This is a genomic window from Sphingomonas sp. SP5 (genome assembly GCF_058313455.1).
The window spans coordinates 137,799-157,287 of the sequence record NZ_JBZFLF010000004.1 but is presented as its reverse complement, the minus strand read 5'-3'; the positions used below and the strand labels follow the sequence as shown (position 1 = coordinate 157,287).

Annotated in this window: 17 protein-coding genes; 4 read left to right on the top strand and 13 right to left on the bottom strand. The window is 69.6% G+C overall.

The window, feature by feature from the left end; translation table 11 throughout:
- Positions 1-66 precede the first annotated feature (66 nt).
- The 3 genes from AC4GY7_RS11605 to tgt all read right to left on the bottom strand — a co-directional run bounded on the left by AC4GY7_RS11605 (position 67) and on the right by tgt (position 4,465).
- A complete protein-coding gene (locus AC4GY7_RS11605) occupies positions 67-2,907 on the bottom strand; it encodes a M16 family metallopeptidase (protein ID WP_491114121.1) in 2,841 nt (946 codons plus the stop codon).
- Between the two features lie 218 nt (positions 2,908-3,125).
- Complete coding sequence (locus AC4GY7_RS11600) at positions 3,126-3,314, bottom strand: hypothetical protein (RefSeq protein WP_443583364.1); 189 nt, start codon at positions 3,312-3,314, stop codon at positions 3,126-3,128.
- A 2-nt stretch (positions 3,315-3,316) separates the two neighbouring features.
- Positions 3,317-4,465, bottom strand: a complete 1,149-nt coding sequence (tgt, locus tag AC4GY7_RS11595; protein WP_491114118.1) for a tRNA guanosine(34) transglycosylase Tgt — start codon at positions 4,463-4,465, stop codon at positions 3,317-3,319.
- Positions 4,466-4,532: 67 nt separating this feature from the next.
- Between tgt and AC4GY7_RS11590 the strand changes: the two genes are divergently transcribed.
- Positions 4,533-4,709 carry a hypothetical protein gene (locus AC4GY7_RS11590; protein WP_491114115.1) on the top strand — a complete coding sequence of 59 codons (177 nt, stop codon included), beginning with the start codon at positions 4,533-4,535 and terminating at the stop codon, positions 4,707-4,709.
- On the opposite strand, the gene AC4GY7_RS11585 is transcribed toward AC4GY7_RS11590, so the two are convergent.
- A complete protein-coding gene (locus AC4GY7_RS11585; protein ID WP_491114112.1) occupies positions 4,706-5,158 on the bottom strand; it encodes an EF-hand domain-containing protein in 453 nt (150 codons plus the stop codon). The genes AC4GY7_RS11590 and AC4GY7_RS11585 overlap by 4 nt on opposite strands.
- A gap of 59 nt (positions 5,159-5,217) precedes the next feature.
- Entirely contained in the window at positions 5,218-7,578 is a 2,361-nt protein-coding gene (gene glf, locus AC4GY7_RS11580) for a UDP-galactopyranose mutase (RefSeq protein WP_491114109.1), read from the bottom strand.
- Between the two features lie 116 nt (positions 7,579-7,694).
- On the opposite strand from glf, the gene AC4GY7_RS11575 reads away from it, so the two are divergent.
- Positions 7,695-9,899, top strand: a complete 2,205-nt coding sequence (locus AC4GY7_RS11575) for a family 1 glycosylhydrolase (RefSeq protein WP_491114106.1) — start codon at positions 7,695-7,697, stop codon at positions 9,897-9,899.
- A gap of 7 nt (positions 9,900-9,906) precedes the next feature.
- Here AC4GY7_RS11575 and queA read toward each other — a convergent pair whose 3' ends face one another.
- The 5 genes from queA to AC4GY7_RS11550 all read right to left on the bottom strand — a co-directional run bounded on the left by queA (position 9,907) and on the right by AC4GY7_RS11550 (position 13,478).
- Positions 9,907-10,932 carry a tRNA preQ1(34) S-adenosylmethionine ribosyltransferase-isomerase QueA gene (gene queA, locus AC4GY7_RS11570; protein WP_491114103.1) on the bottom strand — a complete coding sequence of 342 codons (1,026 nt, stop codon included), beginning with the start codon at positions 10,930-10,932 and terminating at the stop codon, positions 9,907-9,909.
- Positions 10,929-11,729, bottom strand: a complete 801-nt coding sequence (locus tag AC4GY7_RS11565; RefSeq protein WP_491114100.1) for a peptidylprolyl isomerase — start codon at positions 11,727-11,729, stop codon at positions 10,929-10,931. The genes queA and AC4GY7_RS11565 overlap by 4 nt, the downstream gene beginning before the upstream one ends.
- Before the next feature lie 97 nt (positions 11,730-11,826).
- Positions 11,827-12,333: a pantetheine-phosphate adenylyltransferase gene (gene coaD / locus AC4GY7_RS11560; RefSeq protein ID WP_443583356.1), complete on the bottom strand. Its 507-nt coding sequence runs from the start codon at positions 12,331-12,333 to the stop codon at positions 11,827-11,829.
- Positions 12,334-12,343: 10 nt separating this feature from the next.
- Complete coding sequence (locus AC4GY7_RS11555; RefSeq protein ID WP_443583355.1) at positions 12,344-13,234, bottom strand: polyprenyl synthetase family protein; 891 nt, start codon at positions 13,232-13,234, stop codon at positions 12,344-12,346.
- A 4-nt stretch (positions 13,235-13,238) separates the two neighbouring features.
- Complete coding sequence (locus tag AC4GY7_RS11550; protein ID WP_443583354.1) at positions 13,239-13,478, bottom strand: exodeoxyribonuclease VII small subunit; 240 nt, start codon at positions 13,476-13,478, stop codon at positions 13,239-13,241.
- Between the two features lie 75 nt (positions 13,479-13,553).
- Between AC4GY7_RS11550 and AC4GY7_RS11545 the strand changes: the two genes are divergently transcribed.
- Entirely contained in the window at positions 13,554-14,912 is a 1,359-nt protein-coding gene (locus tag AC4GY7_RS11545; protein WP_491114095.1) for an NAD-dependent succinate-semialdehyde dehydrogenase, read from the top strand.
- A 42-nt stretch (positions 14,913-14,954) separates the two neighbouring features.
- On the opposite strand, the gene AC4GY7_RS11540 is transcribed toward AC4GY7_RS11545, so the two are convergent.
- Entirely contained in the window at positions 14,955-15,143 is a 189-nt protein-coding gene (locus AC4GY7_RS11540; protein WP_443583352.1) for a hypothetical protein, read from the bottom strand.
- Between the two features lie 65 nt (positions 15,144-15,208).
- A complete protein-coding gene (locus AC4GY7_RS11535) occupies positions 15,209-16,885 on the bottom strand; it encodes a GGDEF domain-containing protein (RefSeq protein WP_491114091.1) in 1,677 nt (558 codons plus the stop codon).
- 74 nt (positions 16,886-16,959) lie between these two features.
- Between AC4GY7_RS11535 and AC4GY7_RS11530 the strand changes: the two genes are divergently transcribed.
- A complete protein-coding gene (locus tag AC4GY7_RS11530; RefSeq protein WP_491114088.1) occupies positions 16,960-17,403 on the top strand; it encodes an NUDIX domain-containing protein in 444 nt (147 codons plus the stop codon).
- An 11-nt stretch (positions 17,404-17,414) separates the two neighbouring features.
- On the opposite strand, the gene AC4GY7_RS11525 is transcribed toward AC4GY7_RS11530, so the two are convergent.
- The gene (locus AC4GY7_RS11525; RefSeq protein ID WP_491114085.1) at positions 17,415-19,307 is read right to left on the bottom strand and encodes an Svx/AvrXca family virulence/avirulence protein; all 1,893 of its coding nucleotides are present in this window, start codon (positions 19,305-19,307) and stop codon (positions 17,415-17,417) included.
- Between the last annotated feature and the right edge of the window lie 182 nt (positions 19,308-19,489).

Sequence of the window (19,489 nt, the reverse complement as noted above, 5' to 3'; positions counted from 1 at the left end):
CGTGGGACGGAGCGGGGCGTAGTTAGGATTTTAGCGGCGCGTTGCGGGCCGGCAGGCAATCGCCCGTTACCGCAACGTCGGGCTATCCAGGTTGAGCTGCGATTCGGTCAGCGTCTCCGCATCGGCGCGGGCGGCCTTCAGCGGCGCGATGAACTGTTTGGCGTCGCCGACCACCGCCACGCTCGCCGCCTTGGGATCGAGCAAGGTCGCAGCGGCGGACTGGACCGCTGCCGGAGTCACCGCCTCCACCTTGGCAGTGTAGCTCTGCAACTCGCCCAGCGGCACGCCATCGAGCACATACTCACCGAGGATGTCGGCGATGCCGCCGGTCGTCTCCACGGTGCGGCCGAAATTGCCGACCAGCACCGCCTTGCGCGTCGCCAGTTCCGCCTCCGGCACGGGCGCTGCCCCCATCTTCGCCATTTCAGCGGTCATCAGCGCGACCACCTCTGCCGCGGTCTGGTTCTTGGTCTGGGTGCGCGCGGCGAAGCTGCCGGTTGTACGGGCCGCGTCGATGCCGCTGCTCGCGCCGTAAGCGAGGCCGCGCTTGATCCGCACCTCCTGGTTGAGGCGCGAGGAGAAGCCGCCGCCGAGCACGGTGTTGGCGACCGCGAACGGGTAATAGCGCGCGTCCGAACGCGGAATCGCCGGCCGCTCGACCACCACGCCGGCCTGGCCCGCGCCGGGCATGTCGACCACCACCGTTCGGGGCGTAGGCAGGGCACCGGCGGCGGGCAGTGCGGCGGCGGCACCGGCAGGCGCCCGCCAGTTGCCGAGCTGCGCCTCGGCAAGGCTGCGTGCCTGCGCGGGCGTCACGTCGCCGACCAGGATCAGCGCCGCGCGATCCGGGCGCCAGGTGCGGGCATAAGCGGCGGTCACGTCGCCGCGGGTGATCGCCTTCAGCGAAGCGGGCGTGCCGCTGCCGGGCGCGCCGAACGGCGAGGCACCGAAGGTCGCACGATCGGCGACCAGCGCGGCTAGCTGCGCGGGGTTCTTGAACGCGACGGTGACCGCATCGACCTGCTGCGCGCGGGCGCGCTCCAGTTCCTCGGGCGCGAAGGCGGGGTGCGTCGCCACGTCCGCGAGGATGGTCATCGCCGGCGCGAGTTGATCGGACTTCACCGTCACCGCAACGCTGCCGCCCTCGCTCGCCGCATCCGCGCCGATCGATCCGCCGAGGCTTTCGACCTCGCGCGCGATCTGCGTCGCCGAGCGTGTGGTCGTCCCCTTGGTCATCAGCGTCGCGGCGAGGCTGCTGACGCCCGAACGGTTCGCCGGATCGAGCACCTCGCCGCCGGTCGCGACCAGATAGGCGGTGGCGATCGGCAGGTCGTGCCGTTCGACGGTGATGACGCGCAGGCCGTTGGCGAGGCGCGTCTCGACCGGCTGCGGCAGGTTGGCCTTGACCGGCGCGCCGGGCGCGGGCGGCTGGATCCGCTCGCCCTCGGGCGCGGGCGTGACGATCGCGATGTTCGCCGGCGCGGCCAGCGGCTCGGTGCGGACCGTTTGCGCGACGGCGATCGTGTCGCCACTCTGGCCGGCAGGCTTGGCGCTGTCGGGCAGGTAGCGGATCGTCGCCGATTCGCTGTCCTGCAGATAGGTGCGCGCGACGCGCTGCACGTCGGCGGCGGTCACCCGCGCGATCTCGGCGAGCTGACGATCGGCGGCGCGCGGATCGCCATCGATGATGACCGACTGGGCGAGGATGCGCGCCTTGCCCTCGGCCGTTTCGCGGCTCTTGATCGCCGCGGTCAGGATCTCGTTCTTCGCCTCGGCCAGTTCGGCGGCGCTGACGGTCGTGTCGCGGAAGCGGGCGATCTCACGCTTCAGCGCCGCCTCGCCCTGGTCCACCGTCTTGCCGCCCGCCAGGATCGCATAGGCGACGAGGTTGCCCGTCCCCTGCTTGCTGTCGAGGAACGAGGAGGCATCCTGCGCCAGCTGGTCGCGGTAGACGAGGCTTTCGTACATCCGGCTGCTCTCGCCGGTCGACAGGATGGTGTTGAGCACGGTGAGGGCCGGGATGTCCGCGTTGCGGTCGGCGGGAACGTGCCAGCTCATCAGGACCGCAGGCAGCGGCGTGTTGGGTTCGTAGACGGTGTAGCTCACCGCCTTGGTGCGCTTGGGTTCGGTCACGGCCACGCGGGGGATCGGCGTGGTCGGCCGCTTGATGCCGGCGAAATAGCGGTCGACCCAGGCGTCGAGCTGCTGGGGATCGAAATTGCCGGCGACCACCAGGATCGCATTGTCGGGCCGGTAATAGGTCGCGTGGAAGGCGCGCACGTCATCGATCGATGCCGCTTCCAGATTCTCGATGCTGCCGATCGTCGAGCGCGCATAGGGATGCGTCGTGTAGGCGGCGGCGGAGAGATAGGTGGAGAACAGCTTGCCGTACGGCCGCGCCAGCGTCGACTGGCGCAGTTCCTCCTTCACCACGTCGCGCTCGCTGGCGAAGCTCTTGGGCTCGACGACCAGGCTCGCCAGCCGGTCGGCCTCGGCGAACAGCAGCCGTTGCAGGTGGTTGGCCGGCACGACCTCGTAGTAGTTGGTGTAATCGTCGCCGGTGGAGGCGTTGTTGTAGCCGCCGACATCCTCGGTCAACCGGTCCATCTGTTCGGACACGAGGTTGCGCGTCGCCTTGAACATCAGATGCTCGAACATGTGGGCGAAGCCCGAACGCCCCTTGGGATCGTCCTTCGACCCGACATCGTACCAGACCTGCACGGCGACGTTGGGCGTGCTGGTGTCGCGCAGCGCATAGACGCGCAGGCCGTTGGCGAGCGTGCGCTCGGTATAGGCGATCGGCTTCACCGTGGCGGCGTCCGGAGCGGGTGCAGGCGCCGTCTGGGCGGTGGCGGCGAGAGGCAGCAGCGCGGCCCCGAGCATCAGGGCGGCACGAACGAGGCGCATGGGTTTTCGGCTCCGGCTCTGGCGGAAAGGATGCGCGCGGTTGAACCGGAGGTTGGAGGTGGTGTCAATCGTTACGACCTGCGCATCCTGATATCGTCATCCCGGCGAACGCCGGTATTCACGGATGCGGGCGACCAGTGGCGCGCGCCGACGCTTGTCCCATCCCCTCCATGGATCCCGGCGAACGCCGGGATGACGGAAGAAGGGCGTTATTTCCCTTAGTCCTTCTTCTTCCCCGAATTGGCGAACAGCACCGCCGCCGCCACAGCGGCCGATCCGATGCCGACGCCGATGATGCGCATCGGCCAGTGGCTCTTGGTGGACGGGTCCTTGGTCTTGGCCACGGCGTCCTGCTGCGCCTTGGCGGCGGCGGCGGCTTCGAGGATCTCGTTGGGCTGGTCCGACATGCTCACTCTCCCTTGGCCCGTTGGTATCGCGCGCGGAACGCGTCGGCGAACGAGGTCAACGCTTGGCCTGCAATGGCGCTCCTGAGGTCCGCCATCAAGGCTTCGTAGAACCAGATGTTGTGTTCGGTCATCAGCATCGCGCCGAGGATCTCGCCCGCGCGGACGAGGTGGTGGATATAGGCGCGGCTCCAGGTGCCGCACACCGGGCAGCCGCATTCGGGATCCAGCGGCCCCTGGTCCTCGCCGAACTTGGCATTGCGCAGGTTGATCGGCCCGTCGCGGGTGAAGGCCTGCCCCGTCCGCCCGGAGCGGGTCGGCATCACGCAGTCGAACATGTCGATGCCGCGCTCCACCGCGCCGACGATATCGTCGGGCTTGCCGACGCCCATCAGGTAGCGCGGCTTGTCGGCGGGCAACTGGCCCGGCGCGAAGTCGAGGCAGCCGAACATCGCCGCCTGCCCCTCGCCGACCGCCAGCCCGCCGACGGCATAGCCGTCGAAGCCGATATCGATCAGCGCATCGGCCGAGGCCTTGCGCAATCCCTCGTCGAGCGCACCCTGCTGGATGCCGAAGATCGCATTGTCGGCGGCATGGGCGCCGCCTGCATCGAAGGCGTCGCGCGACCTCTTGGCCCAGCGCATCGACCGCTCCATCGCCGCCGCCTGCACCTCGCGCGTCGAGGTGGTCGGCACCAGTTCGTCGAAGGCCATGACGATGTTGCTGCCGAGCAGCCGCTGAATCTCGATCGAGCGTTCCGGGCTGAGCAGGTGGCGCGTGCCGTCGAGGTGCGACTTGAACGACACGCCCTCTTCCGACCGCTTGGTGAGGTCGGCGAGGCTCATCACCTGATAGCCGCCCGAATCGGTGAGGATCGGCCGATCCCAGCCCATGAAGCGGTGTAGGCCGCCGAGCCGCGCCACCCGCTCCGCGCCGGGGCGCAGCATCAGATGATAGGTGTTGCCGAGGATGATGTCCGCACCTGCATTCGCCACGTCGGCAGGCTTCATCGCCTTCACGGTCGCGGCGGTGCCGACCGGCATGAAGGCGGGCGTGCGGATCACCCCGCGCTGCATGGCGATCTGACCGGTGCGGGCGCGGCCGTCGGTGGCGGCGATGGTGAAGGCGAAGCGCGGGGATGAGGATACGGACATGATCCGCCGCGCTTTGGCGAAGCCTGGGGGCGGTGTCGAGCGTTGGACGCGCGAAGGAGATGAGACGATGACCCAGCCTATGGCGAGCCCTTCGATGGTTCCGGGGGATCAGGCCCCCGCCGGCACGCCCGGCACCGGCGAGAACGTCTGCCCGCGCTGCAACGGCAGCGGGCGGATCGACGATGGCAGCTGCCCGACCTGCGACGGCACGGGCATCGTGATCGAGGGGATCGGCGGCGGCTAACGCTTGCGCTTGCCCGGCGGCCCCAGCGTGCGGCCGGCCGTGGCACGGATCGTCAGCAGTTCCTTGCGGCTGACAAAGCCGTCGCGATCCACATCGAGTCTGGCGAAGATGCGCGCGAAAGCCGCTTCGAGTTCGGCGAGCGTGATGCGATTGTCGCCGTCGGCATCCACCTCGAACGGGCTCGGCAGCGCGTTGCGGTCCCCCAGCCAGCGCTCCGCCCAGTCGGCAAAGGCGATATAGCCGACCGCGCCGGTCTTGCCCGGATCGACGCCGGCGAAGCTGCGCCGGACGCCCGCCTCCAGCTCGGCGCGGCTGGTGCGCGCATCGCCATCGCTGTCGAAGCCGGCGATGGCCATGCCGACCGGCTCGACGACGAAGGTCGCCGGCGGCTGGCCGGGGACGGCGGGAGTCGCGGGGATGGCAGCCTGGAGGAGGAGGGCGAGCAGCATGGCACCGGTGTGCCAGCATGGCCGCCCGACCGCCAGTGGGCGCAATCAGCCGCGCCGGTTCAAGCCGCGTGCGGGCTGGCCGCCATCACCGCCTCGGACGGCGCGGCCTCTGCCCAGCTCGCCTTCAGCCGCCGCCAGGTGGCCAGCGCCTGCCCGACGACCTGGTCCATGTTGTAATAGCGGTAGGTGGCGAGCCGCCCGACGAAGCTGACGTGCGGCTCGGCCAGCGCCAGCGCCTCGTAGCGTTTGTAGAGCGCCTGGTTCTCGTCGCGCGGGATCGGGTAATAGGGATCGCCGGTGGCGCTGGGATATTCGTAGGTCACGCTGGTCCGATCGGCGACCTGGCCGGTCAGATGCTTGTATTCGGTGACGCGGGTGTAGGGCACCGCCTCGTCCGGATAATTGACGACGGCGACCGGCTGGTGCTGCGCGACGTCCAGCGTACGATGCTCGAAGCGCAGCGAGCGATAGGGCAGGCGACCGTAGCGATAGCCGAAATATTCGTCGATCGGGCCGGTGAAGACGAGATGGTCGTGTGGATAGGCCTCGCGCACCTCGGCATAATCGACGCCGAGCAGCAGGTCGATGTTGGGATGATCCAGCATCGCCTCGAACATCCGGGTGAAGCCGTCCGCCGGCATCGCCTGATGGCTGTCGGTGAAATAGCGGTCGTCGGTGCCGGTCCGGGTCGGCACGCGCGCAGTGACCGATTTGTCGAGGTCCGACGGGTCCATGCCCCATTGCTTGCGCGTATAGCCGCGGAAGAAGGTTTCGTAGAGTTCGCGCCCGACCTTGGACACGACGACGTCCGCCGAGGTGCGGATCGGATCGACCGGCTCGGCGCGGCTCGCCAGAAACGCCTCCACCTCGGCATCGCTGGCCAGGTCGAGGCCGTAGAGCAGGTTGAGCGTGGTGCGGTTGATCGGCATCGGCACGCGCTTGCCGTCGACATCGGCGAGCACCCGATGCTCGTAGGGCCGCCACGCGGTGAAACGCGACAGATAGTCGAAGATCTCGCCCGAATTGGTGTGGAAGATGTGCGGCCCGTATTGGTGGATCAGGATGCCTGCCGCATCGTGCCGGTCGTAGGCGTTGCCGGCGACGTGCGGGCGCCGGTCGACCACCAGCACGCGCTTGCCGCCATCGGCGACGATGCGCTCGGCCATCACCGCGCCGGCAAAGCCCGCGCCGACCACCATCACGTCATAATGCGCCCGCTGCGGCGGCCAAGTGACCGGGGATACGACGGGCTCGTGGCGGTGGCGGCCGGCGATCTCCGCCTCGATCAGCGCCGTCATCTCGAGCGCGGTACTGCTCCACGATCCGCGCGCCAGCTGCGCATCGGCCGCATCGCGCCAGCCGGTATCGCCGGCACGCAGGGCGAGCGCCGCCTCGCAGGCGGCGACGAACGCATTCGCCGTGTCGGCGATCGTCACGCCGGCAAGGTCGCCGTAATGGCGTACGACATCGGCGATCGGCGTCGAGACGACGGGCAGGCCGGCGGCGAGATATTCGGGCGTCTTGGTCGGGCTGATGAAGCGGGTCGCCGCGTTGATCGCGAACGGCATCAGCGCGGCGTCCCAACCCGCCATATAGTCGGGCAGCGCGGCATAGGGGCGGCCGCCGAGGTAATGGATGTTCGCGCGGCGCGGCAGGTCGCTCGTCGCGATCTTCACCACGGGGCCGATCACGACCAGCGACCAGTCGGGATGCGCATCGGCAAGCGCGGCGAGCAGGTCGAGGTCCATCCGCTCGTCGACCACGCCGGCGAAGCCCAGCCGCGGGCGGGGCAAGGCGGCCTGATCCTCCGGCTCGGCGGGCATGCCACGCGCGCGGCCGAAATGGGCGGCATCGATGCTGGAAGGAAAGGCGTGGACATTGGAATGGCGGTTGCGTTTCGCCTCGTACAGGCTGGTGCCGCCGGTGAAGACCAGATCGGCGCGTTCGAGCAGGCGCGCCTCGCGGGACAGCAGTTCGGGCGGCGCATCCTTGAACGCGGCCAGTTCGTCCATGCAGTCGTAGACGATGCAGGCGGCCGGCACATGGTCCGAAAAGGGCAGCATCATCGGCGTGTAGTACCAACGGATCACATCGCCCTTCACGCCCGCCAGCTCGGCATCGAGCAGCGCGGCGAGTACGATGTCCTCATCTTCCCGCGCGGCCGCATCGAGCTGCGGGGTAAGGACCACCACGCCGCTGTCGGGGCAGGTGCGGTGCTGCAATGCGGGCGGGCCGGGACGGTATTCTGGTTCTTCCCAGAACAGCACGTCCTGGCTCGCGGCGAAGCGCGTCATCAGATGCTGCGGACGCTGGAAGACAAAGGCCCAGCGCAGATGGCTAAAGCAGATCAGCGTCGATCGCGCGCGATGATGGTAGACGGGCGTATCCGGGTGGGCGGCGGTCGGCTGCTGGGCGGTCACGGATGCTCCCTCTTCATCGCTGTTTACCAAGGGGAAACACACCGCCGCTTTGGCAAGTTCCGCATAAGATATTGATTTACAATGTAAATTAGTCACTTCCCGGGAACGTTGCCGGGATGGGGCCGTTGACCGGGCGGGAGGCGCGGATGGACGATCTGCAACTGTGGGGCGGCGTGGAATGCACGGTCAACCGGACCGCCGCGGGCTTCGGCGATCAGGTGCGGCTGAGCGGCCACCACGATCGGATCGCCGACCTCGACCTGTTCGCGCAGATGGGACTGGCGGCGTTGCGCTACCCGATAGTGTGGGAACGGGTGATGCCAGACGGCGTCACGCCCGACTGGGCTTGGACCGATGCGCGGCTCGATCGACTGCGCGCGCTGGGCATCCGGCCGATCGCCGGGCTGGTCCACCACGGCAGCGGGCCGGCGCACACCCATCTGCTCGACGACGGCTTCGCGAGCGGCCTGGGCGATTACGCCGCGCAGGTCGCCGCGCGCTATCCGTGGATCGAGGATTGGACCCCGGTCAACGAACCCCTGACCACCGCCCGCTTCGCGGCGCTGTACGGCCATTGGTATCCGCATGCGCGCGACGAGGGGCTGTTCTGGCGCACGCTGCTCAACCAGGTGGACGGCACCCGGCATGCGATGCGGGCGATCCGGCACGTGCAGCCCGCCGCGCGCCTGATCCAGACCGACGATCTCGGCCGCACCTATGCGACGACGATGCTGGGCGAGCAGGCAGCGTTCGACAATCTGCGGCGCTGGGCAGGCTGGGACCTGCTGTTCGGCCGGGTGACGCCGCACCATCCGCTCTGGCAGCGCCTTGCCGGTTACGGGCTCGGCGACCGCCTGCGCGCCATCGCCGACGATCCGTGCCCGCCCGATGTGGTGGGCGTGAACCATTATCTCACCAGCGACCGCTTCCTCGATCACCGGCTGCAGCGCTATCCCGCGCATACCCACGGCGGCAATACGCGCCGCGCCTATGCCGATGTGGAGGCGGTGCGCGTGCTCGACCCGCCGCCGCCGGGCCTCGCCGGCGCACTGCGCGAGGCGTGGCAGCGCTACGGGACGCCGCTCGCGGTGACGGAGGTGCACAATGGCTGCACCCGCGAGGAACAGCTGCGCTGGGCGGCGGAGGCGTGGGATAGCTGCATCGCCCTGCGCGCGGAGGGGGTCGAGGTGCGGGCGGTGACGGCCTGGTCGCTGCTCGGCAGCCACGGCTGGGATACCCTGCTGACCCGCCCCGGCGCTTACGAGCCCGGCGTCTTCGATGTCGCCACCGGCGTGCCCCGTGCCACGGCGCTTGCCGGATTATGGCAGGGCCTGCCCGTGGAGGCGGCGCGGCATCCGGTGGTCCGGGCGGCGGGATGGTGGCGGCGACCCGATCGGCTGTCCTATCCGCCGCTGCCCCATCCGGCCCGATCGCCTGGCGGGTTGCGCGGGGAGGGGAAGGACCGGCCGTTGCTGATCTGCGGCGTCACCGGCACCTTGGGCCGGGCGTTCGCCCGCGCCTGCCAGCGCCGCGGCATCGTCCATCGCCTGGTCGGGCGCGAGACGATTGATCTCGAACGGCCCGCGGCGATTGCCGCGACGCTTGGCGCACTGCGGCCTTGGGGCGTGGTCAATGCCGCCAGCTGGGTGCGGGTGGACGAAGCGGAGGCGGAGGAGGCGGCGTGCCACCGCGTCAACGCCGTGGGTGCGATCGCGCTCGCCCGTGCCTGCGCCGACGCGGGGATCGCCAGCCTCGGCTTTTCGAGCGACCTCGTCTTCGACGGCGACGGAGCCCGGCCGCACGTGGAGGCCGATTTGCCCGCGCCATGCAATGTATACGGCCGCAGCAAGGCGGCGATGGAGGCAGGCTGCGCCGCTTTGCCTGGCGCGCTGGTGATCCGCACCGCCGCCTTCTTCTCCGCCGACGATCCCCACAATTTCGCGATGGCGGTGGCGAATACGCTGGCGGCAGGGCACCCGTTCCGCGCCGCGGCGGACCAGATGATCAACCCGAGCTTCGTACCGGCGCTAGTCGATGCCGCGCTCGACCTGCTGATCGACGGGATGGAAGGCATCTGTCACCTCGCCGGCGCCGACACCGTGAGTTGGTCGGATTTCGCCACCCGCGTCGCGGTGGCGCTCGGCCATGATCCCTGCGCGATCGAGGCGGTGCCGACGGCCTCATTGGGGCTCGCCGCGCCGCGCCCGCGTTATGCCGGGCTCGCCAGCACGCGTTGCGCACCGCTGCTGCCGCTGGATGACGCCATCGCCCGTTTCGCACGTGACCTCGGCGAACGACGACGGCCGCGCCGGGCCGCCTGACGACCCGTCACGGCAAGAGCAGCGAGGCGTCCCCGTAGGAGTAGAAACGGTAGCCATTCTCAATGGCATGGGCATAGGCCGCCTGCATCCGCTCCCGCCCCATCAGCGCCGATACCAGCATGAACAGGGTGGATTTGGGGAGGTGGAAATTGGTGAGCAGGCCGTCGATGCCGCGGAAGGCGTAGCCGGGCGTGATGAAGATGGCGGTGTCGCCCTCGAACGGCGCGATCGTGCCGTCGGGGAGCGCAGCGCTTTCGATCAGGCGGAGCGAGGTGGTGCCGACCGCGATCACCCGGCCGCCACGGGCGCGCACCGCGTTGAGCCGGTCGGCGGTGGCGGCATCGATGCGGCCCCATTCCGCGTGCATGCGGTGATCGGCGGTATCCTCGGCCTTCACCGGCAGGAAGGTGCCGGCGCCGACGTGCAGCGTCAGCGTCTCGTGGCCGATCCCCGCGGCGGCGAGGGCGGCGACCAGATCGGGCGTGAAATGCAATGCCGCGGTGGGGGCGGCGACCGCCCCCGGTTCGGCGGCGAACATCGTCTGGTAATCGTCGGCATCCTGCGCATCGGTCGGGCGCTTGGCGGCGATATAGGGCGGCAGCGGCATGCGGCCGGCGCGTTCGAGCAGCAGCTCGACCGACTCGTCGCCGGCGAAATCGAGCGCGAAGCTGCCATCCTCGGCACGGTCGCTCGCCGTTGCGGTGACGCCGGCGCCGAAATCCACCAGGTCCCCGTCGCGCAGCCGCTTGGCGTTGCGGATGAAGGCGCGCCAGCGCCGCGGCCCTTCGCGCTTGTGCAGGGTGGCGCCGATCGTGGCATCGCCGCGCCGTCCTTCGAGCTGCGCCGGGATGACGCGCGTATCGTTGAAGACCAGGCAGTCGCCCGCGCGCAATTGGCCGGGCAGGTCGCCTACCGTCAGGTCGCGCGTCGCCGCGCCGTCGAGCACCAGCAGCCGTGCCGAATCGCGCGGTACCGCCGGCCGAAGCGCGATACGCTCCGGCGGCAGCACGAAATCGAATAGATCGACCTTCACTTCTTGGCAGGCGCCTTCTTGGGCGCGGCCTTGCCCGCCGGGCCCGCACCCGGCAGCGTCACCGGCGCGCCGAGCGTCACCGGCGCTGGCGCGGCGGCAGGCGTGTAGGGCGGCGGATTGTCGGCGGCGATATAGGCGTGGAGGATGCGCGTCGGGTCCGAGGGCGGCTCGCCACGCTGGATCGCGTCGACATAGGGCATGCCGTCCAGCACGCGGCCGAAGACGGTGTATTTCTTGTCGAGGTTCAGCCGCGGCTGGAAGACGATGAAGAACTGGCTGTTGGCGCTGTTCTCGTCATCGGCACGCGCGGCCGATACGGCGCCGCGGACGTGCGGCAGATAGTTGAACTCGGCCGGCACGTTGGGCAGCGTCGAGCCGCCGGTGCCGTCGCCCTTCGGATCGCCGCCCTGCGCCATGAAGCCGTCGATGACGCGGTGGAACAGCAGGCCGTCGTAGAAATGCTGGCGCGTCAGCGTCTTGATCCGCTCCACCATCTTGGGCGCGACATCGGGGCGCAGCCAGATCGTCACCCGTCCGCCGTCCGACAGGTCGAGCAGCCAGAGGTTTTCCTTGTCGGTGATGAGCGGCGGCGTGGCGCGCACTGCGGGATCGGTCGCCGCCGCCGGTGCGGCCTGCGCAGGTGCTGCCGCCTCGGTGAGCGCGGGAGCGGGGGAGGTCTGCGCGGCAGGCGCTTCGGCCGGGGCAGGTGCAGGTGCGGGCGCCGGGGCGGTTTGGGCGAGCGCCGGCGTGGCGGTCAGGCAGACGAGAAACGCGAACAGACGGGCGAACGGGCGCATGGGATTCCCAAACAAGGTGATGCCGCGCGGGCTTAGAGCAAATCCGCGATTGCACCAAACTGAACGTTGGGTGGGCCACCCGGCAGCAAGCGGACGCTCAGCTTCCCTTGCGGCCCAGCACCGCCACGCGGGCGACCACTTCCTCGCATACCGCCGGGGTCACGAACTTGCCGATCGGGCCACCGAACAGCGCGATCTCCTTCACCAGCCGGCTGGCGATCGGTTGCAGCGCGACGTCGGCCATCAGGAAGACGGTTTCGACCCGCGGATTGATCTGCTGGTTCATGCCGGCCATCTGATATTCGTATTCGAAATCGGCGACGGCGCGCAGGCCGCGGATGATGACCCGCGCGCCCTCGCGCTCGGCGAAGTCCATCAGCAGCGAATCGAAGGCGACGACGTCGACCGCGCCGGCGATATCGGCCACCTCGCGCCGGACGATCGCCATCCGTTCGTCGAGGCTGAACATCGGCGATTTCGACGGATTGGTCGTGACTCCGATCACCAGCCGGTCGACCAGTTTGGCGCCGCGGCGGATGATGTCCATGTGCCCGAGGGTGATGGGGTCGAAAGTGCCGGGATAGACGCCGATCCGCTCTGCCATCGCTGCCCCCTTATCGATCCCGTTCGACGACGTAGCGGGCGACCGCGCGCAGCACGTCCGCCTCCGGCCCGTAGCCGTGCAGGTGCTGCACCGCCTGGTCGACCAGCATGCGGCATTGTTCGCGCGCGCGCTCGAGCCCGAGCAGCGACAGGAACGTTTCCTTGCCCGCCGCCCCGTCCTTGCGCAGCGCCTTGCCGACGACCGCCTCGTCCCCCTCGGCATCGAGCAGGTCGTCGGCGATCTGGAAGGCGAGGCCGAGGTCGTGCGCATAGCCGCGCAGGCCGAGCCGCCCCTCCGGCGGCACGCGGCCGAGGATCGCGCCCAGTTCCACCGACACGCCGATCAGCGCGCCCGTCTTCATCTGCTGGAGCCGGGTGACGGTGGGGAGGTCGAACGTCGTACGCTCGGCAACGAGGTCCATCATCTGCCCGCCCGCCATGCCCGAAGGGCCGGAGGCGCGCGCCAGTTCGAGGACGAGATCGGCGCGGACGAACGGGTCGGGATGCGTCGCGGGATCGGCCAGGATCTCGAAGGCGAGGGCATGCAGGCAATCGCCCGCCAGAATGGCGGTCGCCTCGTCGAACGCCTTGTGGACGGTGGGCTTGCCGCGGCGCAGGTCATCGTCGTCCATCGCCGGCAGATCGTCGTGGACCAGCGAATAGACGTGGATCGCCTCCACCGCCATGGCGACATCGCCCGAGCAATCGCGCGCAACGCCGAACAGGTCGGCCGTGGCGCAGACGAGCAGCGGGCGCAGCCGCTTGCCGCCGCCGATCGCGGCATGGCGCATCGCCCGATACAGGTCGGCACGCGGATCGTCGGGAACGGCGAGCAACCGGTCGAAGCGGGCGTCGATATCGCCCGATATGCGGGCGAGGGCGTCTTCGAGCGGCGTCGTCACCGGCTCAGCCCGCGGCAAAGGGGCGGGTGCCGGCGGCCTTGCCCTCGCCGTCGAGGCGGATCGCCTCGATCCGCGCCTGCGCCGCATCGAGCCGTTCGGCGCAGCGCTGGCGCAGCCGGTCGCCGCGCTCGTAGAGCCCGATCGATTCATCCAGCGTCGCCTCGCCGCTTTCCAGCCGGCTGACGATGCGTTCCAGTTCCTTGAGTGCGTCTTCGAACGACAGGCTCTCGATCGGCGTATCCATGTGCGCGCTATGCGGCACGGGCTGCCGAGGCGCAAGAACGCGGATCGCGCGGCCCCGCCCATGCGTTCGGGCGCGATGTTCACCAGTATCGATCCCGCGACCGGCCGGCCCGGCGCCAGCATCCCCGAACTCACCGCCGCCGAGATAGAGGAAAGACTGGCGCGCGCCGCCTCCACCTATCGCACGTGGCGGACGACGACGCTGGACGAGCGCACCGCGCTGCTCGAACGGATCGCCGAACAGTTCGAGGCGAACGCCCGCGAACTGGCCGAGATCGCGACGCGCGAAATGGGCAAGACGCTGAAGTCCGCGCTGGCCGAGGTGGAGAAATGCGCCGCCGCGTTCCGCCACTATGCGCAGAACGGCCCGGGGATGCTGGCCCCTGCCACCTTCGACACGCCCGCCGGCCCGGCCACCGCGCGCTGGCTGCCGATGGGGCCGGTGCTGGCGGTGATGCCGTGGAACTTCCCCTATTGGCAGGTGGTGCGCTTCGCGGCGCCGACGATCCTCGCCGGCAATGTCGGGATGCTCAAGCATGCCTCGCTGACGCAGGGCTGCGGTGCGGCGGTCGAGCGGATGATCGTCGCCGCCGGCGCGCCGGCGGGCCTGTTCCAGAACCTCGCCATCCGGTCGGACAAGGTCGATGCGCTGATCGCCGACCCGCGCATCGTCGCGGTGACGCTGACCGGCAGCGAAGGCGCGGGGATCAAGGTCGCCGAGGCCGCCGGGCGCCACCTCAAGAAGGTGGTGCTGGAGCTCGGCGGATCGGATCCGTTCATCGTCATGCCCTCCGCCGACCTCGACCGCGCGGTGGAGCAGGCGGTGACGGCACGCGTCCAGAATAGCGGGCAATCGTGCATCTGCGCCAAGCGGATGATCGTCCATGCCGATGTCTACGACGCCTTCCTCGACCGGTTCTGCACGGCCATGCGCGCGGTGAAGGCGGGCGATCCGATGGCGGCGGACACCGACATGGGGCCGCTGTCGAGCGAGGAGCAGCGGCAGACGACGCTCGACCAGCTGGCGGCGATCCAGCAGGCCGGCGGGCGGCTGCTGTTCGGCGGCGAGGCGCTGCCGGGGAAGGGCGCCTATATGTCGGCCGGCGTGCTGGTCGACGTGCCGATCGATCATCCGGCGGCGCAGGAGGAAGTGTTCGGCCCGGTGGCGATGGTATTCCGGGCCGCGGACATCGACGCGGCGATCGCGCTCGCCAACGACGTGCCGTTCGGCCTGGGATCGTCGGTGTGGACCAACGACCCCGCCGAGCGCGAACGGTTCGAACGGGATATCGAGGCAGGGATGACCGCGGTGAACGCGATGCTCGCGTCCAGCCCCGAGGCGCCGTTCGGCGGGATCAAACGGTCAGGCCACGGCCGCGAACTGGGGCCTTATGGCCTGCACGAATTCATGAACCTGAAGACGGTGTTCGGCTGACGGTGAGGCTGAGCCTATCGCACAGTCCCTATCGTGCGTTCCCTATCGTGCAGTCCAGGTGTAGAGCACCGACACGCCGACGAGGCCGAGGTCGACCGCCGCCTGGACGCGGTGCGGACGCGGATCGCCGATGTCATGGGTAAGCAGGCGGATATTGGGCGTCGGGTGACGCATGGCGACGATGGCCACGGCGGTCAGCGCCGCGATTGCCCATTTCCGACGGTCCGTCATGCCGCTCCCTTTCGTGGCGACCCAGTAGCATATACCGGTTCGCCCCGCCAGTGGCGGTCAACCGGTCAGGCGGCGTGTGCGAGTGTCTCGCCGTTGCGCACGCGGTCGCGACCGGCGGCCTTGGCCTCGAACAGCGCGCGGTCGGCGCAGCGGTACATCGCCTTCCAGTCCGTTTCGCGCGCGAGCGGGCCGACGCAGGTGCCGATGCTGGCGGTGACGGTGAGGTCGAAGGGCATGCGCTCCATGCGCAAGCGGTCGAGCACGGCACGCGCGTCGAGCGGCGCCTCGCGCGGGGCGAGCATGGCGAATTCCTCGCCGCCGACCCGCGCCACCAGCGCATCGGGTGCCGCGGAGGCCCGCAGCGCGCGGGCGATCACGCGCAGCACCTCGTCGCCGCCGTCATGGCCGATGGTTTCGTTGATGCTCTTGAAATGGTCGATATCAACCAGGACCAGCTGATGCTCGCCCGCCCGGCCGATCGCATCGTCCAGGAAGGCGCGGCGATTGAGCAGGCCGGTCAGCGGATCGGTTGCGGCGAGCAGGCGGGCGGCGATCTCCTGTTCGCGTGCCACGTCGCGCTCGACGCTGAGCAGGCGGATACGATAGGCGACGCCGAGCGACGACAGCGCCGCCTCCAGCGCCATCGCCAGCAGGGTGGAATTGTCGATCCACAGCTGCCAGCCGATAAGGTTGAACGCGGCGAGCACGCGTACCCCCGCCATCGCGACGGGCGCGCCCCAGGCGAGCGCGAATACCCACAGGAAGTTGCTGCGCCGCCGCCAGGCGCGGAACAGCACCGGCCCGAGCAGCGTCAGCACCAGCAGATAGCCGGCGGTGCTGAGCGTATCGGTGATCGCGGCGAAGTGCGGGGCGAACAGCGCATAGCTGCCCGTCGCGACGAGCAGGCAGGCGATTACCGCCGTGCTGTATGGGCGCAGCCAGCCGTCGAACACGCGCCGTTCGAGGAAGGCGCGCGCGAACACCACCGCCGCTGCCGCCGACCAGGCGAGCAGCACGTAGTTCAGCCGCTGGCGGTCGTTGTTGTCGATTCCCGTCAGCTGCCCGAGCAGCCCCGACGAGGTGAAGGCATAGCCGAGCAGGCTCAGCACCATCAGGCAATAGGCCGGCTGGAACGCCTGGCGCAGCGCCGCCCAGAGCGCGAGATTGTAGATCAGCAGTGCAAGGCACATGCCCGTGAAAGCCGCATAGAGCGCCGCCATCTCGATCTCGGCACGTGCGGCGGCGGCGGGACTGGCGATGGTCGGGCCGATCAGGATGCCGCGGCGGTTGAGTGAGCCCTCCACCCGCCACAGCAGGCGCACCGCGCGGGCATGGTGGCGTGGCAGCGGCAATTGCACGACCGCGCCCAGTTGCAGGTGACGGCCGGCGGTGACGCTGTCGAAGCCGGTGCGGCGGATGGCGCCATCGGCGTAAAGCACGTGTAGCGTGACCCGATCCTGCCACAGGCTCGCCTGGCGCAGCAGCGTGTCCTGGCCGACGCCGCCGGGCAGCGGCTGCGACAGCACCCAGAAATCGCCGGTGCCGTAATCGGTCTGTTTGCGCGTGCAATCGAAGCGGGCAGGGGCGGCGAACAATGCGGCAGGGGCCTGCCCCGCGGCGGCGGGCAGGATGCAGACGGCGAGCGGGGTGCCGACGGCGGCGGCCGGCGTCGCGCACAGGCTCGCCAGCAGCAGCAGCAGCAGGACGGCAAGGCCGCGCCCGACGATGGACCCGTTCGGCATGACGTTGGTTTTAGCGCGGTTTGTCCAAAGCTTTGGTAAACGCTATCGCAGCCATCCGGGCGAGCGGGGGCATCATGGCGACTGGGACGGCGACTGGGACGGAACCGCGGGCGGGCTGCGGCGCGGCGATCGTCGCCGACGAACGCATCCTGCTGCTGCGCCGCCTGCGTGAGCCGGAGGCGGGCCATTGGGGCCTTGCCGGCGGCAAGATCGACCTGTTCGAAACCGCCGAAGCGGCGATGCGGCGCGAGGTGGCGGAGGAACTGGGCATCGTCGTCGGTGCGGCCGAGCTGCTGTGCTTCGTCGACCAGATCGACCGGAGCGCGGGCACGCATTGGGTGGCGCCGGTCTATCTGGTCCGCTCCTTCACCGGGAGCCCGCGCAACGTCGAGCCCGACAAGCATGAAGGTCCCGTCTGGTTCGCCCTCGATGCGTTGCCCGACCGGCTGACGACGCCGACGCGGGTCGCCGTGGCGGCGCTGGCCGGTGCGCCGCGGTTCCCGGCCGCCCGGGGCTGACGCCGGCGGCGCTACGGCCGCCAGCGATAGTCCGGCGCCGCCGTCACCTCCGGCACCGGCGCGGTCAGGTCGGCGCCGGCCCGCGGGTTGGTGACCGTGTCGCCCAGGACGATGCCGTAGAACACGCCCTTCGCCGCGGAGACACCGCGTTCCTCGACATCGCCGATCAAGCGGGCGGTGCCGGACAGGACGATGCCCTGCTCGTATTCGCCGATCCCCAGGAAGGTGGTCGCGGTACGTGCATCGTCGCGCAGCAGCGTGTTGCCGCGGATCACCGACAGGCCGGACGCACGCGCGCGGTCCTGCACCGTGCCGCCATAGACGACGGCATGATCCTCGATCCGGGCATTGCCGCGCACGCTGCCGGCCAGCACGCGGGCATAGGGGCCGACGTATGCACTCGCATCGACGCTGGCATCGGCGGCGACCCAGCCGCCGCCGTTGGCATGCCGGTGCCCGTTGGCGACCAGCGTCGGCGCGTTCGGCTGATACCCCTCGGGCAACGCGCCGGTGAACTGCGCCATCCAGGGATAGCGATAGAGCGAGTAATAGGGCTGATCCCAGCGGATGTGGTGGAAGCTGGTCGGCGTGCCCATCACGATCAGGTACAGACCGGTATCGCCGCTGCGCACCGCCAGCGTCGCGCGGCCGTCCGCGCCGCGTTGCAGCGGCGTGTAGCGGCTGCGGCCGTCGCTGCCGACCGCGACCATCCCCCAGCGCCAGTCGGAGGAAGGCTGGTCGACCGCCGCCGGCTCGTTGTCCAAGCCCGGCAGCGTCGTCGTCGCCGGCGCCTGTTGCACCACGCCGCGGAAATCCACGGTCACGCTCGTGGCGCCGGCATCGCGGTGCAGGCGGACGATGTTGTAGCCCCAGCGTTGCGGCGCCCATTCCGCGGGCACCGCGAAGCGGCGGGCGGCGAGATCGATGGGATCGAGGATGGTCGAGCGCAACAGGCGGTCGTTCGCCTGCGGCTCGTAGCCGCCATAGTTGCGGCGATAGACGATGCCCTGATCGCTGCCGTCGGGATTGGTATAGTCCCAATTGGCGTTGCGCATCGCCCAGTCGCCGAACGCGTCGTTCAGCCGGGCCAGCGTCCAGCCCTGATTCGTCATCAATACTTCGAGCGGATCGGCGGTGCGCTGGCCGGCGTCGCCATGGCGCGGCGCCTTGTTCCAGATGTCGGCGACCGCCTGATACCCGTACAGGTCCTTGATATATTCGAGGAACTGCCAGCTGCAGTAGCGCATCCGCGTGGTGCCGTAATACAGATGCGGGTAGTTGACCTGGAAGACCGAGCAATGCGTGTCGCCACGGAATTCGGGCAGCTGGTGGGTCATCCAATTGGCATGATCCTCCCACAGCCAGCCGGTGAACGGCGAATCCTGCAATCCGCCGGTGCCGCCCTGCAGCGCATGGCCGAATTCATGCGCCAGCCCCCAATGATCGCGCAGCCCGCCCGGCCCCAGCCACATGCCGGGATTGCCGGCGCCATCGATGCCGCCCGACAGGCCGTAGCCGGCACCGACGAACACGTTGACCTTGCGCTTCGCGGTCAGCGTGCAGGAGGGTTGCAGCATGCCGAGCGTGGTGATGAACTGGCCCCAGACCATCTCCAGATGGTCACCGGCCGCCTTGGCCGCTGCCTCGTCGGCCACGCCGTCGTACCAGCGGAACGTGAAATGCGCCGTCTGATAGCGGACCGGCATGTCGCGGTTGACGCCGTCGTTGGGATCGGGCGCGACGACCGCCCAGCTGCCTGCCACGCATTGCGCGTTGGACGTAGGATAGGCGGCGCTCGACGTCGGGGCGGGCGAAGGCGACGGCTGAGCCGCGGGCGACGGAGTCGGCGCGGGAGCACTGACCGGCGCCTCACCCCCGCCGCATCCCGTCAGCGCGATGGCCATCGCCGCCGCCGTCCACCGTTTCCCGAACATTCGCCGCTCTCCCAACGCGATGCGTTACCGGGCCGGCACCATGATGGTCAATAATGGATATATCGTTGCCATGCGGGTCGGAGCGTCGCGCCGGCTTTCCAGGCGACCGTCCCGCGCCATGGCTTGAGCCCGGAGCGCGTACGCCGCCGAAC